Annotated in this window: 15 protein-coding genes and 1 pseudogene; 8 read left to right on the forward strand and 8 right to left on the reverse strand. The window is 47.2% G+C overall.

Annotated features, from left to right (window positions below; genetic code table 11):
- Positions 1 to 47: 47 nt before the first annotated feature.
- The 4 genes from OGX91_RS15425 to OGX91_RS15440 all read right to left on the reverse strand — a co-directional run bounded on the left by OGX91_RS15425 (position 48) and on the right by OGX91_RS15440 (position 2,625).
- Positions 48 to 986 carry a glucosamine inositolphosphorylceramide transferase family protein gene (locus OGX91_RS15425; RefSeq protein WP_286626720.1) on the reverse strand — a complete coding sequence of 313 codons (939 nt, stop codon included), beginning with the start codon at positions 984 to 986 and terminating at the stop codon, positions 48 to 50.
- Between the two features lie 153 nt (positions 987 to 1,139).
- On the reverse strand, positions 1,140 to 1,775 hold the full coding sequence (locus OGX91_RS15430) for a carbonic anhydrase (protein ID WP_005122990.1): 636 nt from the start codon (positions 1,773 to 1,775) through the stop codon (positions 1,140 to 1,142).
- A gap of 155 nt (positions 1,776 to 1,930) precedes the next feature.
- The gene (locus tag OGX91_RS15435) at positions 1,931 to 2,215 is read right to left on the reverse strand and encodes a beta C-S lyase family protein (RefSeq protein WP_223237016.1); all 285 of its coding nucleotides are present in this window, start codon (positions 2,213 to 2,215) and stop codon (positions 1,931 to 1,933) included.
- A gap of 158 nt (positions 2,216 to 2,373) precedes the next feature.
- Positions 2,374 to 2,625: an aminotransferase class I/II-fold pyridoxal phosphate-dependent enzyme gene (locus OGX91_RS15440; RefSeq protein WP_286626723.1), complete on the reverse strand. Its 252-nt coding sequence runs from the start codon at positions 2,623 to 2,625 to the stop codon at positions 2,374 to 2,376.
- A gap of 241 nt (positions 2,626 to 2,866) precedes the next feature.
- Here OGX91_RS15440 and OGX91_RS15445 point away from each other — a divergent pair, with 241 nt between their 5' ends.
- Entirely contained in the window at positions 2,867 to 3,340 is a 474-nt protein-coding gene (locus OGX91_RS15445; RefSeq protein ID WP_040233336.1) for an anti-virulence regulator CigR family protein, read from the forward strand.
- Between the two features lie 128 nt (positions 3,341 to 3,468).
- Here OGX91_RS15445 and OGX91_RS15450 read toward each other — a convergent pair whose 3' ends face one another.
- Positions 3,469 to 5,217 (reverse strand): sigma-54 interaction domain-containing protein, encoded by a 1,749-nt coding sequence (locus tag OGX91_RS15450; RefSeq protein WP_188232390.1) that lies wholly within the window; start codon positions 5,215 to 5,217, stop codon positions 3,469 to 3,471.
- Positions 5,218 to 5,597: 380 nt separating this feature from the next.
- On the opposite strand from OGX91_RS15450, the gene dpaL reads away from it, so the two are divergent.
- The 4 genes from dpaL (at position 5,598) to OGX91_RS15470 (ending at position 11,056) form a co-directional block, all read left to right on the forward strand.
- The gene (dpaL, locus tag OGX91_RS15455; protein ID WP_040233393.1) at positions 5,598 to 6,812 is read left to right on the forward strand and encodes a diaminopropionate ammonia-lyase; all 1,215 of its coding nucleotides are present in this window, start codon (positions 5,598 to 5,600) and stop codon (positions 6,810 to 6,812) included.
- A gap of 33 nt (positions 6,813 to 6,845) precedes the next feature.
- Complete coding sequence (locus tag OGX91_RS15460; protein ID WP_286626725.1) at positions 6,846 to 8,030, forward strand: YgeY family selenium metabolism-linked hydrolase; 1,185 nt, start codon at positions 6,846 to 6,848, stop codon at positions 8,028 to 8,030.
- 68 nt (positions 8,031 to 8,098) lie between these two features.
- A complete protein-coding gene (locus OGX91_RS15465; RefSeq protein WP_005122999.1) occupies positions 8,099 to 9,691 on the forward strand; it encodes an N-acyl-D-amino-acid deacylase family protein in 1,593 nt (530 codons plus the stop codon).
- A gap of 78 nt (positions 9,692 to 9,769) precedes the next feature.
- On the forward strand, positions 9,770 to 11,056 hold the full coding sequence (locus OGX91_RS15470) for an MFS transporter (protein WP_155021804.1): 1,287 nt from the start codon (positions 9,770 to 9,772) through the stop codon (positions 11,054 to 11,056).
- A gap of 635 nt (positions 11,057 to 11,691) precedes the next feature.
- Here the strand turns inward: OGX91_RS15470 and OGX91_RS15475 are convergent.
- Positions 11,692 to 12,150, reverse strand: a complete 459-nt coding sequence (locus OGX91_RS15475) for a GNAT family N-acetyltransferase (protein ID WP_005123001.1) — start codon at positions 12,148 to 12,150, stop codon at positions 11,692 to 11,694.
- A gap of 126 nt (positions 12,151 to 12,276) precedes the next feature.
- Here OGX91_RS15475 and pdxR point away from each other — a divergent pair, with 126 nt between their 5' ends.
- The gene (pdxR, locus tag OGX91_RS15480) at positions 12,277 to 13,746 is read left to right on the forward strand and encodes a MocR-like pyridoxine biosynthesis transcription factor PdxR (RefSeq protein ID WP_286626728.1); all 1,470 of its coding nucleotides are present in this window, start codon (positions 12,277 to 12,279) and stop codon (positions 13,744 to 13,746) included.
- A 237-nt stretch (positions 13,747 to 13,983) separates the two neighbouring features.
- Positions 13,984 to 14,709: a GNAT family N-acetyltransferase gene (locus OGX91_RS15485; RefSeq protein ID WP_005123004.1), complete on the forward strand. Its 726-nt coding sequence runs from the start codon at positions 13,984 to 13,986 to the stop codon at positions 14,707 to 14,709.
- 73 nt (positions 14,710 to 14,782) lie between these two features.
- On the opposite strand, the gene OGX91_RS15490 is transcribed toward OGX91_RS15485, so the two are convergent.
- Together OGX91_RS15490 and OGX91_RS15495 are read right to left on the reverse strand one after the other, a co-directional pair.
- Positions 14,783 to 16,822: a DUF262 domain-containing protein gene (locus tag OGX91_RS15490; RefSeq protein WP_155021806.1), complete on the reverse strand. Its 2,040-nt coding sequence runs from the start codon at positions 16,820 to 16,822 to the stop codon at positions 14,783 to 14,785.
- A complete protein-coding gene (locus OGX91_RS15495; protein WP_040233339.1) occupies positions 16,815 to 18,236 on the reverse strand; it encodes a DUF262 domain-containing protein in 1,422 nt (473 codons plus the stop codon). Before OGX91_RS15495 ends, OGX91_RS15490 begins: the two co-directional genes overlap by 8 nt.
- A 413-nt stretch (positions 18,237 to 18,649) precedes the next feature.
- Here OGX91_RS15495 and OGX91_RS15500 point away from each other — a divergent pair.
- Positions 18,650 to 18,802 (forward strand): annotated as a pseudogene (locus OGX91_RS15500) (phage polarity suppression protein); the annotation flags it as partial.
- Positions 18,803 to 19,019: the final 217 nt, after the last annotated feature.

Consider the following 19,019-nt stretch of genomic DNA (forward strand, 5'->3'; position numbering starts at 1 on the left):
TTTGCAAACTATCATTAATTCATTAATGCCACCGGCATAAATAAACGTTATTGGTGGCGTCGGTTAAAGTAATAATTCCGGTATTTCACCCTGCATTTATAAGATATTTTTTTAAGTATAGAAAACAGGCTGAATTTGCTTATCTTACTATCATACACGATATAGTTATCGGTAAAGTTCAGCGTGTGGACGCCCTCGCTTTGGTTGATGCTGGCATTGATCTGCGCAATCAAACGCTCATCAAAGTTGGATGCGTTAAGTGTGATTAACTCTTTGATATAAATTGACTTTCCGTACGTCTCTGGTGTGCATTCCTGGGTGAGAAAATAGAGTCTATTCTCAACGCAATGTGGTGCGCCAGCGCCTCGGGGGTGTTGATTCGACAGGTTAAGCGTTGGCACTATTTTTTGCCATGGCCCGGTTACATTACTGGCCGTATGGATAACTAACTTATCTTCCATCGTGGTGGATAAAAGATAAAAATTTTCATGTAACGAAACGACGACGTTATCGGTGAGCGCCTGGTCAGGCACTATTACTTTTACCTGTTTCCAGCGCGTAGGGAAATCTATCGACTGGAATAAGATAACCTCTTTCCTTTCAGAAGACTCCGGGATCATGAAAAGCTGATCGTTGTTGTAAAATAAAAAAGGAAATGATAAATGGCATTTTAGGTTATCAAAACCGTCGAGTTTCACATCCTCAAGCTCAACCAGGTTAGCATCAAGGATACGGCAGCGCAGGATACCTTGCGAATTACGAAAGCTTAATGCTTCATAAAAAACATAAACTTTATTGTCTTTTTCAATAATGAAAGGATCGGCCTGAAAGGTATATTTCTTTTTGAGCTGCTGGGCCCGAGTGCGGTTCAGAATTTCCAGTGTGTTAGTGGGAAAGGTATGCGAACCATTATTTTTCAGGATCATAATATCCCACGACTCATGAAAAAATAACATATTAATCAGTCTGTTATTTTTCGTTCGCATGCGTACCTGCTCCTTTTGATCGCTTAATCTATTGCGGGTTCCACGACAGCCACACTGATGGCTAGTTTAAAAGCTAGTCGCATGAGGGGTGTTTGTCTACTAACAGAAATCGTAGTGGGAGGATTGCCAGAGCATCCGTGCTCCAGTGCAGTTTTACTCGAAATGGACGTGTGGATTATCGGCCAGCGAAACGTAAGTTTTGCTGTTCTTATCCAGAGTACGAATTTCTCCACTTTCGATGTCGTAGACCCAGCCGTGCAGACGAATCGCGTTGTTGCGCAGGCCAACAGCCACGCAAGGATGCGTTTTAATGTTGTTCAACTGGGCAATTACGTTTTCTTCCACCATGGCATTCACTTTATCGATTTCGTTAGCCCAGGTTTTCTTTTCAACCACGGCTTTTGCGGCATCGGCATAGTGCAGCCAGTGGGCGACAGCAGGCATCGGATCCAGGGGTTGGCTTTCTGCGATGGCTTTCATCGCGCCGCAGTTGGAGTGACCACAGATAACGATATCAGTCACGCCTAAAGCAACGACCGCGTACTCAATGGTAGCAGACACGCCGCCAGGCTCCGGGCCAAAAGACGGTACGATATTACCGGCGTTACGGATAACGAAAAGCTGTCCTGGCTCTTGCTGCGTCACTAACTCTGGCACCAGACGGCTGTCAGAACAGGAAATGAAAAGCGCTTTAGGATTCTGGCTGGACGCCAGGCTGCGGAAGAGTTCCTTACGTTGAGGGAAAATCTCTTTTTGGAAGTTGAGGAAGCCCTCAATGATATGTTGCATAGCAGTGTCTCTTTTCTCTGTTTAAGCAGGTTATGATGAAGATCACACTTTCCAGTTTAACACCCGCCGACAGAAGGGAAAGACTTTATAGCAGTTCGGTCAATATCTTTGGGCCATTTTGCCCTGACGAAGCAGGGCAAGCGTAGCGGCCTGCGTTATGCGTTCAGCCGTTTCTGGTATGCCGCTTTTAGTCTGTTCATCGCCTCTACCAGTAAAGCGCGCGGGCAGCCAACGTTCAGACGCATGTGCCCCTCTCCGCCAGGACCATATTGTGACCCTGGTGACAGGCCTGGTCTGGCTTCATGGACAAAAAAATCGCTTAGCTGCGTCTCGCTAAGCGCCATTTTTTCGGCATTCAGAAAGAGCAGATAGGATGCGCCGCCATAGACAATTGAGATCAACGGACAGTGAATTTCGATTTCATTTCTAACAAATGTCACGTTATCAGCCAGATAAGCCAATAATTCCCGGTGCCAGTCACCGCAATGGGTATAGGCGCTATAAATCGTTGCCTGTTGCAGTGAGTGAGTCTCTGCAAGATAACAGTTATCGAGAAAATGATAGAACCGGTGACGCAGTTCATCATTCTTTATAATGGCTATCCCCCCCCCTGGATCGCCGCCGTGTTGAAGGTCTTGCTGACAGAGGTCAGTACGATTGACTGACTTCCTGCTGCGTCATCGAGGGTAAAAAAGGGCAGGTGTTGCTTACCTGGCAGGGTTAAATCGCTATGCACTTCATCGGATAGAATGATGACGCCGGCCTGCTGGCAATAGTGACTGATTTTTTCAAGCGTTTCCCGTGACCACACCATTCCACCAGGATTATGCGGCGAGGGAAAAAGAAACATTTTGCACTGTTTAAGTTTCTCGCTGAAATCTTGCCAGTCAAATTCATGGCGCCAGCAAAACTAAAGGCGCTGAAGACGGTCACAAAACAGCTGAACATAGAGATTGCGCCACCTCGCTCTAATAAGCGCGAGACATCAGAATGACTGGCATGCAGAGGTGTACAAATCGGAGTTATAGCAATGGCTCAAATTCACGCCATATCGTACATTTTTAGAGGTAACCACTGATAAAGGAATCATCATGTCCATGCTCCGTACTTTAGCAACGGCTTTAGTCGCTGTTGCCGCGATGACGATATGTGTCACGCCTGCATTTGCTAACCCCGGAAACGGTAATGGGAATGGTAACAGCGGCAATCATGGTAATAGTCAGAAAGGAAATTCAGGTCACAAAGGTAATCAGCAGTCAGATCAGCGTAAAAATTATGGCAAACCTGATCACGTCGATAGTGACATCAGCTATCACGTGGCAAGGCAATACGCTGTCCGATATGGTTTGACGGGGTATAAATCACTGCCACCGGGTATTGCAAAAAATCTGGCTCGAGGAAAACCACTCCCTCCTGGAATTGCGAAGAAGAGCGTCCCACCCTCTATGCTGAATCAACTCCCGTATTATCCTGGCTATGAATGGCAGGTTATCGGTGACAATCTGGTGTTGATTGCACTGAGCACCGCTGTCGTCACCGCCATTATTAATGGTGTGTTTGATTAAGAAGCTTAGCCGTAACTGCCCAATGGCGGCGCTGATGCCTTATCCGGCCTACTAAAGCTTGTAAGACGTAGGCCTGATAAGCGGGGCGTCATCAGACATTGATTGCCCGTGGCGGACGCAAGGGGAAATCATAACCCGTACAGTTTTATTTTTCGGTACAGCGTCGCAATGCTGATCCCCAGTTCTGTCGCGGCTTGTTTCTTACCCTCAACGCTTGAACCAAATCGCTGCATGACGTTTTCAATGGCATCTCTCTCTGCTTGTTTGCCCTGGTGGGCAAGCTGGCGAGGTTGCGCCATCATTGTGCTTTTTCTGCCATCGGCTGCGGTAAGCAGGTAAGGGGGCAGATGGCTGGCGTTGATCCCGGCGGCTTCTCCGCGCATGACAAAAATGTACTCGATGACGTTGCGCAGTTCACGGATGTTGCCCGGCCAGTGCCAGGCATAAAGGCGGTTAATAACATCATCGGGAAGTTTTTGCGGTGGTCGCTGGTAGCTTAGCGAAAATTCATCGGCAAAATATTGTGCCAGGACGGCGATATCCGCCCGTCGCTCGCGCAGGGAAGGGAGAACCAATGGCACCACGTTCAGGCGATAGAAAAGATCTTCACGAAACTGATTATTCTCGACCATCGCGCTGATGTTTTTGTTGGTTGCGGCAATAATCCGCACGTCAATATTGATGGTGTTGTTAGACCCCACACGGGTGATGGCTTTTTCCTGCAGTACCCTGAGCAGCTTGGCCTGCAAATGCAGTGGCATATCGCCAATCTCGTCGAGGAACAGACTCCCCCCATTGGCCAGCTCAAATTTCCCCACGCGTCCTTTGGGATCGGCACCGCTGAATGCGCCGCGTACGTAGCCAAACAGTTCGCTTTCCAGGAGTTGTTCAGGGATAGCGGCGCAGTTGATGGTCACGAAGGGGGCGGCTTTACGCGGACTGCTCTGATGAATAGCAAATGCCACAACTTCTTTACCTGAACCACTTTCCCCGGTGATCAGTACACTGGCATAGCTGTTGGCGATTTTGCTAATGGTACTTCTGAGTTGTTCCATTGAGGGGGAATGGCCAATAAGACGTACCTGTGTGTCAGACTCATAGGGTGAGGGGGCAATCGTGCTCAGGTAGTCGTACGCATCGCGAAAGATAACCATGGTTAATCGGTCGTTATCCAGTGACGAGAGCGAGATTTGTTTACACAGCACATGGTGTTTTTGCCCTTCAAGCGTCAGCCATGCTTCCTCATCGCCATACAAACTGTCTCCGGTCGTTTCAATGGTCAGGGGTAATCCCTGAACCTCACGGTTAAGTATGCGATCTGCTGAATGGTTGGCATGCCAGATGCGGCCCTTGCCATCGATGGCCACAACGCCGCGATCCATTGCATCAATCAGACGACGAAAGGCACCGAGCGTCTCCTGCGCGCGTAAGCGTTCCAGGCATTCAAAGACCTTACTGGAGATCATGACGGCGATTTGCTCTATAAACGTGACAAATTTATCGATCTGGCTTAGCAAAGTGTCACGCTGTGTTTGCGTTGAGCAAATAATGCCGATCACCCCAATGACGCGGTTATTGAGAAAAATAGGGGCGTTCAAATCCAGCATTTCAGAGCAGTAATGGTGTTTTTCACACAGCTGACATAGAGGATGTTCACCGGGGTTTTTGATCAATACCGTCTCACGGACCTGCAAAACATGCCGATAGATATAACCATTTTTTGCCACGTTCTCATTGAGCATATGCCGGTATTTACCGGTGCCAGCAATGCGCATTAAAGATTCATCAATGATTTCTACATCAGTCCCGGTAATGCCGGAAATAGCGTCGGCATAATTGCATATATCATCCTGGATATTGCTCAGTACTGAAATCATGATACTTCTCCGGTAAGGTGTCTCATTTCTCAAGGAAAATGATAAATAGGCGAACTATTGCAAAATTGATTTGCGAAAAATCAATCTACCGCATTGTTTTTGGATGTTTTTTTATTTTTATCCTTTGTGATCACACTATTTATCATTTATGAGAATTTATCAAAAACTGGCGATAAACTAACGACGGCTGTTTTTACCTTGCTATTATTGAAAATTGATTAATACATTGAAATAAAAGAATTTATTAAATTATTTTTAAGTTTTCCCTCATTTTCTAAAAAACTGGTAAGCATTTTGCTTTTATGGATTACCGATAGCGTAAATAACTCTGTATTACACCGATTACAGGGAATGAATTACCAGGATAATGAGGTTTTATGATGCAGCAAAACTTATCATTTTTTATCAACCAGACGCCGTTTACCGAGCACCCTAACGCACCGCTGGCACCCTTTAGTCGCCAGGAACTGGTAAAAGCGTTGAATTTTCATCGGTCTATTCCGGGATACGCTCCAACGCCGCTGTATACGTTGCCGGCACTTTCACAAAAACTGGGCGTAAAAAATATTTACCTCAAAGATGAGTCTCAGCGTTTTGGCCTGAAAGCGTTCAAAGCGCTGGGCGGCGCCTACGCGATGGCATGCCATATCGCGGAATTAGTGGGGAAGGATATCAGCGAATTGCCGTTTGATGTCATGACCAGTGAAGCTGTACGTCATGACCTGAAGACCGTGACGTTTGCCACCACCACCGACGGTAACCACGGGCGTGGAGTGGCGTGGATGGCGCGCCAGCTCAAGCAAAATGCAGTGGTTTACATGCCGAAAGGGTCTTCACAGCAGCGGCTGGCATCTATCCGCAATGAAGGCGCTACCGCTGAAATCGTGGATATGAACTATGACGATGCCGTGCGTATGACCGCGGATCAGGCGCAAAAGTATGGCTGGATCGTTGTACAGGACACGGCCTGGGAAGGGTACGAAAAGATTCCGCAGTGGATTATGCAGGGCTACGGCACGCTGATGCTGGAGGCGATTGATCAACTCCATCAGGTCGCCCCGACGCATGTTTTCGTTCAGGCCGGTGTGGGGTCATTTGCGGGAATGGTGCAGGGCATGGTGACGGCCGCGTGGGGCGAAAATCGTCCGAAAGTGATCGTCGCCGAAGCGTTAATTGCCGACTGTCTCTATCGTTCAGCCCGTGCAAAAGAGGGGGATGCTGTTGCGGTAGGCGGCGATTTACAGACCGTGATGGCGGGTCTGGCCTGTGGTGAGGCAAACAGCATTGGCTGGAAGTTACTGCGTGATTATGCCACCGCATTTGCTTCCTGCCCTGATGAAGTCGCGGCGCTGGGCATGCGTATGTTGGGTAATCCGCTGGCGGGCGATCCACAAATTATTTCAGGTGAGTCTGGGGCCGTCACGACAGGTCTTCTGGCGCTGTTGATGACCTCCCCGGATTTGGCCCAAACCCGTGAGCAACTGGGTCTGGATGAGCATTCCCGCGTGTTGCTGATAAGTACCGAAGGTGATACCGACCCGCAACAGTATTTGGATATTGTCTGGGGCGGTCAGTACCCGGGCATCAATAAATAATTTCCTGATTGAGAGTATTAACGGAGAAACCCCATGTTATCTGCAACACGTATTGAAGAAGTTATTAAAAATTGCCAGGCGCTGATCCAGCAAAAAAGTTATTCCGGTCAGGAAGGGGGCGTGGTAAATGCCATAAAAATAATGATGCAGCATTACCAGTTCGACGACATCCATGTTGATAAATACGGCAATATCGTCGGCGGTATTGTGGGAAATCATCCGGGGAAAACGCTGGTTCTGGATGGTCATATCGATACTGTGCCGGTGAACGAGGAGAAGTGGACCCGCAACCCGTACGGTGGGGATATTGACGATGGCAAAATTTATGGCCGTGGCACCACCGATATGAAAGGTGCTGTTGCTGCGATGATCTCCGCCGTAGGATTTTTCGGCCAGGATAATCAGCGTAATTTTGCCGGGAAAATTTACGTCGCCTGTATCGTTCATGAAGAGTGTTTTGAAGGCATTGCCGCTCGTCTGGTCAGTGAGCGCTATCAGCCTGATTACGTCATTATTGGCGAAGCTTCTGAACTGAATCTGAAAATCGGCCAGCGTGGGCGTGCTGAAATTGTGGTTGAAACCTTTGGTAAACCTGCCCACTCTGCTAACCCGCAGGCAGGAATTAACGCGGTGTACAAAATGGCGCAGTTGATCGACAAAATTCGCACCATTACTCCGCCAACCCACCCGGTTCTTGGCCCCGGAATCCTGGAACTGACAGATATTAAATCGTCGCCGTATCCAGGCGCATCAGTGGTGCCGGATTACTGCCGTGCCACTTACGATCGCCGCTTGCTGGTGGGCGAAACCAAAGAAAGCGTTATTGCGCCACTGGAAAATGCACTTGCGGAGCTAACCGCTCAGGACCCACAGTTCAAAGCCCGCGTCTCTTACGCCGTTGGCAAGGAGTCTTGCTATACCGGCGCCACCATTGAGGGTGAGCGTTTCTTCCCTGGCTGGGTTTATGACGAGTCCGACGAGTTCGTGCAGGCCGCTCTGGCGGGCGTTCGTGAAGCGGGTTTCTCGCCAACGATTACTCAGTACTCATTTTGCACTAACGGCAGCCACTACGCGGGGGAAGCGGGGATCAAAACCATCGGATTTGGGCCGTCGCGTGAAAACCTGGCGCATACCATCGACGAGTATATTGAGATCGATCAGTTGACCGGATCGGCCCGCGGCTATTACAGCATCATCCAGACACTCTATCGCCGTTAAAAAATAAAGATAAATACCTCTTACCTTACAGGTGGCGCTGCTTCGCGGCACCGCAATGGAGAATAACGATGAAAACCATTTTTAAAAACGGAAATGTGATTGATGGAACGGGTAATCCAGGCCGAATTGCTGATGTAATGGTTGATGAAGGGCATATTGTCGAAATTGGTCAAATTGATGTTGGCGTCAATGAACAGGTTATTGATGCAACAGGAAAAATTATTTGTCCGGGCTTTATTGATACTCACACACACTCTGACCTGTCAGCCATTATTAATCCTGCGTTGTCAGCGAAAATCCGCCAGGGAATTACTACCGAATTGCTGGGGCAGGATGGCGTAGCGCTGGCACCATTGCCGGAGGAGTATATTCCGGCATGGCGTAAAAATATTGCCGGACTGGACGGCGATACCGACAAAATTGACTGGAAATATAAAAACACGGACGGTTATCTCAATCTGTTGGCATCCCGACATCCGGCGACAAACCTGGCGTATCTGGTGCCACACGGTAACGTACGCATGGAAGCGATGGGCCTGGATGGACGCCCTTCCACACGTGAAGATGTGGCGAAGATGTGTGAAGTCCTTGAGCGTGAGCTAAAAGCCGGCGCGTTTGGTCTTTCTACCGGGCTTATCTATATGCCGTGTGCTTTTGGTGATACCGCTGAAATGATTGAGTTGTGCAAGGTCACGGCGAAATATGACGGGATCTTTGTGGTACACCAGCGCAGTGAGGCTGACGATATCATCAGTTCAACGCAGGAACTGATCGATATCGCTAAAGCCACCGGCGTCTGGTTGCATATTTCACATATGAAAGTCTGTGGGAAGAAAAACTGGGGGCTGATTGACCAGATGTTGGGCATGCTGGAGCAAGCCCAGGAAGAGGGGATCCGTATCTCTTTCGACCAGTATCCGTACGTGGCGGGAAGCACCATGCTCGGCGTGATCCTGCCACCGTGGGTTCACTCTGGCGGGACGGACAAATTACTTGAGCGTCTGGCCTCGCCTGATTTGCGCGCCAAAATGATAGAGGATATCCAGCAGGGTATTCCTGGCTGGGATAACTTCATTGATTTTGCAGGCCTGGATCAGATTTTTGTCACCAGCGTCAAGACAGAGAAAAATCAGGATGCTGTTGGTCTGAACCTTGTTCAACTGGGGGAATTGCGCGGTAAAGATCCGTACAACGCCACCTTCGATCTGTTGTTTGAAGAAGAAAATGCCGTTGGCATGGTCGATTTCTACGGCACTGAAGAGCACGTCATTAAATTTCTCTGCCGGCCGGAACAAAACGTGTGCACTGACGGACTGATGGGCGCGGGTAAACCACATCCACGTGTGTTTGGCGCCTTCCCGCGCGTGCTGGGTAAATACGTGCGTGAAGAAGGATGCCTGAGCTGGGAAGCGGCAATCCGCAAGATGACAGGCAAACCCGCTGAGGTGTTGGGCCTGCAGGATCGCGGGTTACTGAAGGTAGGGTATGCGGCGGATATTGTGATGTTCGATCCCAATACTATTGCGGATAAGGGGACATTTGTTGAACCTAATCAGTATCCGGAAGGGATTGAAATCGTGATGGTTAATGGACGCATAGCCTTAATTAATGGCACGGAAAGTTATGCCTGTAGCGGTACTGTTATCAGAAAACAATATTAATAAATAACGCTAAACACGCATGGATCTATCGCGACCATTTATGGCCGCGGTAGATCACTACACCCCAAGGACATCACAATGAACCTACAAACATCTTTACCTTCAGGTAAACCTAAGACCTGGAAAGCAAGATATACCGTCCTGACATTAATCTGGTTGGCATGGCTGCTCTCGTTCCTCGACAGAATGGTCATGAGCGTTTCGTTGCCTTATATCGGCAAAGATTTAAATCTTGATACAACCCAACAAGGTTTAATTATTAGCGCCTTTTTCATTGGTTACGCCGCGTTCCAAATCCCCGGTGGTTTACTGGCGGATAAGTTTGGCTCACGTAAAATTATGGCCATTGGTATTGCCTGGTGGTCTGTCTTCACTAGCTTAACCGGTGCGGTATTAACGCTGCCGTTGATGCTGGCTGTTCGCTTCTTCTTCGGTATTGGCGAAGGGTGCTTCCCGTCAGCTTCCTGGAAAATGATTTCCACCTATTTCCCTTCGAAAGAACGCGGTCGAGCTACAGCAATTCAGTCAACGGTAAATACCTTAGGCCCCGCACTGGCGGTGGTGGTTGCTGCAAGTATTATCGGGGCGTTTGGCTGGCACATGGTCTTTATTGTGCTGGGGATCCCGGGCCTGTTTATTGCTGCGGGTATCTACTTATTCACACGTGACAACCCGAAAGATCACCCTGCGATTACGCAACAGGATCTGGCCGATTTAGCAGCTGACGATCAGGGTGGTCTGCAAAATACGAACGCTATCGCGTTTAAAGATGTGCTCAAGATGCCGGTGCTCTGGCAGATGGCCAGTATCTGGTTCTTGTTTGATATCACCTTCTGGGGGTTTTCAACCTGGTTGCCAAGCTACCTGATCACGGTGCGTGAATTCTCACTGGCGAAGACGGGGGTGATGGCGGCAATTCCGTTCCTGTTTGGCGCGGGTGGGACATTAATCGGCGGATATTGCTCAGATAAATTCAAACCGATGCGCAAGACGTTGTATGTCGCGACGTCGGTTATTGCGGCGGGCTTCCTGTATCTGACCTTCAGCGTGAGCAGTGCGGATATGGCGGTGGTTTATCAGTGTATCTCTGCGCTGTTTATGTTTTTTGCCATGGCGACATTTTGGGGCATTTTAATGGATACCATCCCCAGCAATATCATGGGGCGGGCTTCCGGTATCGTTAACTTTGGCGGTCAGATGGCGGGGGTAGTTTCTGCACCGATTATTGGCTGGCTGATCCAAAGCAGCGGCGGAAGTTACAACAGTGCATTTATCTTTATGATCGCCGCACTGTTATGTTCCGCCGTGGTGACGTTGACCGTAAAAGGTTCGCATGCCGTAGGTGCAATACCCAGTAAAGCCTGATTAGTGTCAAATGTCTGTGGCTCTGCTGTTCCAGAGCCACAGGATTTATAGTTATGCTGTTAAATTAAACCGTTAATCGTTCTCTCTAAGGAAAACAATAGCGGATTTTTTAAACTGCAAAAATAAGATGTCTTACTATTTATTTCATCCAGTTCAGGATAGGTGCGTATAACATTGTTATTAGGGACACAATTTGTATAGACGTCAAGGTAATTTAAAACCTCGGCATTTAATGGTCTGGCTCTTTTATATACTTCTCTGGTGAATAAACTACATTTAGAACAATTGCATTGGCACTCCATCAATTAAATGCAACCCGGCGGCTTGTTTAGATAACGCTCCATCAATATAGAGATGTAGAAACAAGTGTAGGGTAATTTTATGTGGGAATAAAAATCATGAGTAATAAGATATGTACAACGTGTTGAAAAGTAATGCTTGTTTATTGATGGCAAGTTTAGAATATATATGAATATGTCACTTTTCAGCGTAGCGGGTATTTGGCCTCGGAAATCTGACGATTTCGGATTCTGCGGCTTTGCGAAACAGAGCCGCAGACGAAGTGTTGAAAAATGAAGGTACAGTACGGGGGGATGTTTACTTAGAACTACCCGATTTAATGGGTATTATTTATTTTACATACGATACTCGATCATCCCACTCTTGCTGGCAACCCAGTCATAAAGGCGCTGACCGCGGAGGTTTGTTTCATGTGTGTGCCAGTATAATCTTGCAGCATGGCGCTTGCGGGCGTGTTTTTGAACATACTCGATAAGCTGCTTGCCGATGTGTTTGCCCCGGGTTTCTTCACTAACGAATAAGTCCTCCAGATAGCAATAATCAGACTCCGCCCAGGTTGAGCGATGAAAGAGATAATGCACCAGACCGACAATTTTACCGTCAGATTTTGCGACAGCACAGAAAACAGGCTCCACAGGATTGAGAAAACGGCCCCAGGTTAATTGTGTGACCTTGTCTGAAATTTCAGTACGATAAAAAATCTGGTAATTTATCCAAAGCGGTAGCCAGTCCGCGTAGTCTTGCTGGGTGACGGGTTCGATGGTAATCGGCGTAGTTGTGTTTTGGTTACTCATAGGTCTCCTGATAATTTTAGTCAGAGTGGTTTGCTATGGCGGTTATCCTAAATATTGCTTAAGCCACCGCAAAGAGACACTTTGCATATATTTCCAGGATCCACTTTTAACGTAAGAGTGAGTGCAATGAAAAAAAATAGTGCACCTTTATTTCAGGAGCTTTTCTTAGAGCAAGGCGTTATTAAGGAACAGGTGTACCATGCGCTACGCAACGCAATCGTAGAAGGCCGTCTGCCGCCAGGGACAAAGATACCCTCAACCCGGGGGCTGTCCGAGATGATGTCAATTTCACGGAACTCGGTAATTGCGGGTTATGACCGACTGTTAGACGAAGGGTATATTCAAACGCGCAAAGGCGCTGGAACCTTTGTCACGCCAAGTCTTCCTGACCGCAGCATCAGCGGGCTCTATCCTGAATCGCAGCAAGGAGATGAACTGCCCGCCGATGGGCAGCTAAATGCGGATATCGTATCCGTTCGTGGTCTATGGTCTGGTGATGTTGAAGGGCGTGAAATGAACCGTCTGTTCGCCGTCGGTGTGGGCTGTACTGATCTCTTTCCTCATTCATTATGGGGCAAGTTACTGGGACGAGTCTGGAGACAATCCCGGCATCAACTCAGCTCTCATACCAGCCCCTGCGGTTTTTATCCCTTACGAAAAGCAATTTTTCACTACGTGAAAACAACGCGAGGGGTTAACTGTAGTGAAGATCAGATAATTATCGTAAACGGTATTCAGCAGGCGTTAAATATTACTGCCCGGGCGTTACTTACAAAAGGAAATGATGTTTGGCTGGACGACCCTGGTTATAAAGGTGCGCGCGGGGTATTTATGTCAACAGGGGCAATTGTGAGACCTGTGCCGGTGGATAGCAAAGGAATGAATGTTCAATACGGCATTGATCATTTCCCTCATGCGAAACTGGCCTATGTTGTTCCTTCCGATCAGTACCCGCTTAGCGGAACACTCAGTTTATCCCGACGACTTGAGTTACTGGAATGGGCTCGGGTTAACCGGGCATGGATATTTGAAGATGATTACAATAGTGAGTTTCGTTATGCCGCACGCTCTTTGCAAGCCTTGCAGGGATTAGATCAGCATCAGCGGGTAATATATTCAGGGACATTTTCAAAAATGATGTACCCAGAATTTCGTTTAGGTTTTTTAGTTGTTCCGCCAGGATTAAAAGAACAGTTTATCGTGACAAAATATTTTTCCGATATTGGCTCCAGTTATCTTGAGCAGGCGGTACTGGCGAGTTTTATTGAAGAAGGACATTACGCCAGCCATGTGCGACGGGTTCGTAAGGCATGCTACGAGCGGCGAACGGCGTTGGTCAATGCTATTCAATGCTATCTTGCCGATAAAATGACCGTTCAGCCTTCTGATTCTGGGGTGCATATCGTCTGCTGGTTGCATGACGGGTTGACTGGCGATGAGGTCGAACAGAAAGCCAGAATGCTGGGGCTGGGGATTCAATCATTGAGTCATTATTATCATGGGGATACCTCCCGACAGGGGATTTTGATCGGTTTTGCGAATCATCCACCAGAGGTTATTGTTGAGGGTATTCGTCGTCTTGCCCATGCCATGTAGCGTCGCTTTGATGCTGATAGTGATGGCGCATAATAATGTCATTAATAGCAGTATTTCTTATTTCCACCACAGTTGCATGACCGGTATTTTTTAATTGCGCATAAGCAATACGGTGCTGGTATTCGGTATAGCATTGCCATGTGGATCTGTTAAAAACATCCATTGTGGTTCTTTTTACCCCGTCATATGTCTCTTATTCTGCAGTCATTTGACACTCTATTATGAGAGGTAAATAGCATGTCATCCACGTTTAATGAATTCCAGCAACCCGTTGGTTTAGCGTTACCGGACTGGCAAGGTGCGCGATTTCCCGCGGCTCAGCACATCACCGGTCATTATTGCAAACTTGAGCGTATTAACGTCGAACGCCACGCAAAGGCACTTTATGAAGCCTATTGCGATACGCCTGACTCTCGCGACTGGACCTATCTCGCGTCAGGGCCATTCGCGACCTTTGATTCTTTCTTAAACTATTTAACGAAGATTGCGGCGCAGACCGACCCCATGCATTTTGCCGTAATCGATTTGGCCAGTATGCAGGCTGTCGGCACGCTGGCACTTATGCGCATTGATGCATCGAATGGCGTAATAGAAGTGGGTTGGGTGACCTATTCATCACGCATGAAACGTTCGCGGGTTTCAACGGAGGTCATGTCGCTGCTGTTAGATTATGTTTTTGAGGGGCTGGGGTATCGTCGCGTTGAATGGAAATGCGATGCGCTTAATGCGCCTTCTCGTGCGGCAGCAACACGCTTTGGTTTTACCTTTGAAGGCATATTCCGTCAGGCCGTTGTTGTACACCAGCGTAATCGGGACACCGCGTGGTATTCGATCATTGATAGTGAATACCCAGCGCTACGCGAAGCGTTCACCCTTTGGCTTGATGAGGGTAATTTTGATAGCGAAGGACAACAGATTAAGCGCCTGGCAACGCTGATAAACAATGAAAGAATGACGGCATAGGTGCCCGCACCGCCATAACACGCCGACAACGTTATATCCGCTCGCGACACCTTGCCGGGAGCGGCTTTCTGCATTAATACATCTCTTCCACTTCCTCGGCCAGCAGCGCTACCATCTCCTTACCATGACTGATAATCTCTTTCTCGCTCCACTGCTTATTGCGCTTCATCAGCTCGAGCATCGCCAGAAGTTTCAGACTGTCGATCTCTTTACGAGCCAGGCTGGCTTCAAAATGTTCTCTCTTTTGCTGGGGTTGGAAATTACTTAGCCGCGAGTTTTTACTGTGGCTAATCAGGCAGAGATTCCCAAAATCATGTAACTGCTCTTCATCCATTTTGGGGTGGCCATCTATAGGGTGCTGAGGATAAAAATGTTCCACCGAGCTTCGGAAGGTAAACTCAAAACGGCGGGCAATATCGTTACTCGTGTTTTGTTTTTTCCAAAGTAAATAGTCAAGATAGTTAAAAACAAAGTTGTTTTCGATAGTCCCGAATCGTAATTTAGCGTTGATAGCCTGCGACCAACGTTTGTCGCAGATGATCTCTGGAAGAAAATCATCATCACCAAAGATCATATTGTAATATGATACAGTTTCATCCTGGGCTAAAAATCGCATAAAGACAAAGCGGCGAGCCATGTTCTCAAGATATGCCAGGTAGTCTCCAGCATCAATTTCATCTTCCGGACTGTGCTCATCAAACAAATATGTCAGCGCACCATTGAGCCAGTGTTTATAAACCAGTGTTGGCGTTGAGACATGGAAAGCTGATAGCAACATCAGGACCTGGCGGTTTATATCATCAAACTCTCCCTCGTTATTATCAAAGGTATTAACATAACCTACACTTTGGGGCGAGTATTGATACAAGCGTTTCAGGCTCCATCCGTCAGTGCCCTGAGTGAATTCTCGCTTAATAATATAGCGATCAAAAAGATATTTGCATTTCAGTAAACTATAAATGAAAGATTTTACCGCGGCGATTGGCTTTTCCTGCTTCAGCAGGCGTGACTCAAATTGCTCAACGAGTTGCTTGTCATCAAGTGGCACTCCCTCAGTTGTACCCGGGTCTCTGCAGACAAGACGGAGTACATGAAGAAGGAAATTTGAAAAATTTATCACGCTGTTAAAACGCTCTGAGCCTGCGCTGTCTTCCTCTTGCTGGAGAGTACTGTCCAGACGAGTGTCACACAATATTTCTTCCAGAGTTTGCCCCTGGCGTTGATGTTGCGCTTCTGTGGCGTCGGTATCTGGAAATGAGCCAGCTTGATCCAGCAATTCAACCAAATTTGAGAAACTGGTCGGATTAAATTGATGTATATGCTTTTTGCCAAACAGTTGTTGACGTTCTTTTGGCGTAAAACCGTATTGGATGTAACGTTCCATATTCGAACACGCATCCCATACCCTGGCCAGAGTATCAAGACTTTTGTGCCGCTCTTTGGTATTCCTAATCCCATTCAGGACATTCATCAGACGCGCTTTGACGATTTCGTGTTTTTCGAGCTGTTCGCCGCGATTGTTCATCGCCTCAAAAAAATGATTAAGATCGGTATCTGCTGGCACTTCGATACGAGAAATCTGCACGTGATTGAACAGATACTTGCAAAACACCTTCAACGCGCGGCCTTTAAGCTGAAGCTCAGCCAATGCTTTGCCGATCATTTCGTAACCTCTGATCAAACCTTCGTTATAATCGTCACCGCGCATATGTTGCACATCTACGCCTTGCCATAACTTTTCGAAGGTGAGGGTAGAGACAGGACGACTTTCGAAAGTGAGATTGAGTTTTTGATACCACTGCATATCAACAGATTTATCTGCGTGGCATTTGAGCCAGTTAGCAAGTAGGGAGAGCGTTGTAAAGCGTTGTTGCCCGTCAATAACTTCATAGCAGTCATCACCCCGGGAAAACACCACTAATGTACCGATGTAATAAGTCTGCGGGTGCCTGGCGGAAGTGGATTTTTTCTGATAATCCAGCACATCCTGTAAAAGCTGAGTGATTTCGCCCTGGCCCCAGGCGTAATTACGCTGGTACATTGGAATCAAATATTTTGCGCGGTCGCTAAGTAAATCGTTTATAAAAAAAGGCCGTACGTGGGAATTACTCATAATATCTCATCTTCCTGAATAGCATGATTAGCTCATCTTCAGTTCCATTGCGATTATTTTTATTATCCTGGATGCCGAGCGTGCGCAGGGGGAAAGCATGTAGATCTTTGGGGTGACGTGCATCGCGGATAGTACGTAGTAGGTTGTTATGTAGCACATAGTTATCGACGGTAGCTAATTGAACCACCTGCTGACCAATACGGCAGGTATATGCCCAGATAAAGCATTTTTCTATCGCCAGAGACAGTTCCTGAGTCCCGAATTTATCAATATAAAAAATCAGAGCGCAATCGAACATCGCCCGGACATAGCGATCGCCAGTGCGGGTGCGCCTGACATAGCTGTTCAGGGTGTATAGAATATTGCTTGCGCAGGGTTCCAGCACCTCATTCAATAGAGTAATTGGCTTATTCTCATCAGCATCTTTTTCTCTGTTGATAATAACGGCGACCTGCTTTTGATAATGTTCGGCCATTTCAAAGAAACGGCGGCCATTGATGATCATCTGATCCAGACTGAAGGGGAAGCTTAGGCTCTGACCGTCAATTTTGCGTTGGTATTGACTGTTGTAATCATCGACATAGTGGTGGGCGATCCGCAATGAACCCACATACGGGAAATGCGCGATCTGAGAAATATTGATCCCTTTAAACAGGTCAACTTCACCTTTGCCAAAGAAGCGGGCTGATTTACCCTCTGCCCACTGACGAACCCGGAACAGGTAATTGGCAAAGAGCGTTGCCAGCCTTTCGCTAGGCAACCTCTCCCAGTGAGCGACGGCTTTAGCTTTTAGCCCAGCTTCATCAGAGGAAAACTCACGTAAGTGGAAGGCTTTAAGTAGATCGTGGGGAGCCAGATCTTTACCGCGTGCATTTTGTGAATCGAAGAACTGAAATGCTTCTGAAACTTCATTCAACACGAAAGTGACAACTTCGCAGCGGTTCAGCATAAAGTCGATAAGTTCTTCGCTGAACTCGGTGCGTTCAACAAGCCTGAGTAACTCCAGGTAATTACGTCGAAGATTGGCTTGTGAATCCAGACTGGTAAAACGCTGACGTGCCATAAAAGCATCGACATCAGGTTTGAGTTTGGTAAGTTGCTCGACCAGGTCTTTGCGTTTGAGGTTGTGCAGGCGAGTTTCTGTCAATGCTTTGACTGCCAGCATTAAGGTCAGGGTTCGTTGTTGACCATCAACAATATCCAGCCACGTTTTTTCTTCTTCCGAGTGCTTATGGAAAACAACGGAGCCTAGTCGATAGGCCGTTTTATCACGATGTGATCCCAGATCGGAAAAAAGGTCAGCTATATTTTTGCTATTCCAGCGATAAGGGCGCTGGTAACTCGGAATCGCTAATTGCTTAACAGAAAGTAATTGACGAATGGGTATGACCTGTTTATCAAGCTGCTCCATCATGCCTCCTGCATGAATTTAAAATGGAGAACAGTTTTTTATTGTCCCTGAAACGTTCTATTAATGCAATCAATGATGGTCTAACTTATTGTTATTGGCTGACTAAAGCTAAATTTTTATGGCTCGTGGTTTCTTATTTATTATTAAATTTACTAAGAATTTTACCATTATTTTTTAGATGTTTTGATTTTTTTCTATTGTGCCATGCGGTTTTTATTTTTTGTGGATATATATATTAAAATCGGATGTATTCATTCTATTTTATTCACCCAATTGAATGACAGTAAGCAGATGATATGTTGTCCAGATGCAATTTGGTGTTGTTCTAATCCAATTTTCGTGGGGCTAGGGTTAAACCGAACAGATACAAAATGCCCTCAGCTTACGCCGAGGGCTTGTCACCGGTGTTTGGTGGGCTGGCCGACCTTGAATGGAAATATCGCGAGCAGCTCCTTGCCGGTGATGAACCGAGCCTGCGCAGAATGCAAGGGTTGCGCAACAATATCGACGTGACAAAATGGGAGATTAATCAGACAGTCGGTCGCTATATCCGCTCACATGAGGCGGTGCCCAATTTTCTCTGGATTTGGCTGGATGTTCTCGGTCTGTAACGGGCACAAAAGAGCCCGCAGGGCTTGCGCCGTGCGGGCTCTTAGGACTTCATCGGATGACTCTGGTAATCACCGATGGAGAATTTTGGTGGGCTGGCGGAGTCTGAAAATATTTCTCAATATTTTGATTTTGTTGGATATTTATTAATTCAACTTTCATTGGTATACCTAAGCG

The sequence above is a fragment of the Citrobacter sp. Cpa228 genome (assembly GCF_030333085.1).
GTDB classification, from domain to species: Bacteria; Pseudomonadota; Gammaproteobacteria; order Enterobacterales; family Enterobacteriaceae; genus Citrobacter; species Citrobacter pasteurii.

Excerpts from the sequence above, each read along its gene's own strand:
- OGX91_RS15425 (WP_286626720.1), bottom strand. The coding sequence starts at position 986 with ATGCGAACGAAAAATAACAGACTGATTAATATGTTATTTTTTCATGAG.
- OGX91_RS15430 (WP_005122990.1), bottom strand. The coding sequence starts at position 1,775 with ATGCAACATATCATTGAGGGCTTCCTCAACTTCCAAAAAGAGATTTTC.
- OGX91_RS15440 (WP_286626723.1), bottom strand. The coding sequence starts at position 2,625 with ATGTTTCTTTTTCCCTCGCCGCATAATCCTGGTGGAATGGTGTGGTCA.
- OGX91_RS15445 (WP_040233336.1), top strand. The coding sequence starts at position 2,867 with ATGTCCATGCTCCGTACTTTAGCAACGGCTTTAGTCGCTGTTGCCGCG.
- OGX91_RS15450 (WP_188232390.1), bottom strand. The coding sequence starts at position 5,217 with ATGATTTCAGTACTGAGCAATATCCAGGATGATATATGCAATTATGCC.
- dpaL (WP_040233393.1), top strand. The coding sequence starts at position 5,598 with ATGCAGCAAAACTTATCATTTTTTATCAACCAGACGCCGTTTACCGAG.
- OGX91_RS15460 (WP_286626725.1), top strand. The coding sequence starts at position 6,846 with ATGTTATCTGCAACACGTATTGAAGAAGTTATTAAAAATTGCCAGGCG.
- OGX91_RS15465 (WP_005122999.1), top strand. The coding sequence starts at position 8,099 with ATGAAAACCATTTTTAAAAACGGAAATGTGATTGATGGAACGGGTAAT.
- OGX91_RS15470 (WP_155021804.1), top strand. The coding sequence starts at position 9,770 with ATGAACCTACAAACATCTTTACCTTCAGGTAAACCTAAGACCTGGAAA.
- OGX91_RS15475 (WP_005123001.1), bottom strand. The coding sequence starts at position 12,150 with ATGAGTAACCAAAACACAACTACGCCGATTACCATCGAACCCGTCACC.
- pdxR (WP_286626728.1), top strand. The coding sequence starts at position 12,277 with ATGAAAAAAAATAGTGCACCTTTATTTCAGGAGCTTTTCTTAGAGCAA.
- OGX91_RS15485 (WP_005123004.1), top strand. The coding sequence starts at position 13,984 with ATGTCATCCACGTTTAATGAATTCCAGCAACCCGTTGGTTTAGCGTTA.
- OGX91_RS15490 (WP_155021806.1), bottom strand. The coding sequence starts at position 16,822 with ATGAGTAATTCCCACGTACGGCCTTTTTTTATAAACGATTTACTTAGC.
- OGX91_RS15495 (WP_040233339.1), bottom strand. The coding sequence starts at position 18,236 with ATGATGGAGCAGCTTGATAAACAGGTCATACCCATTCGTCAATTACTT.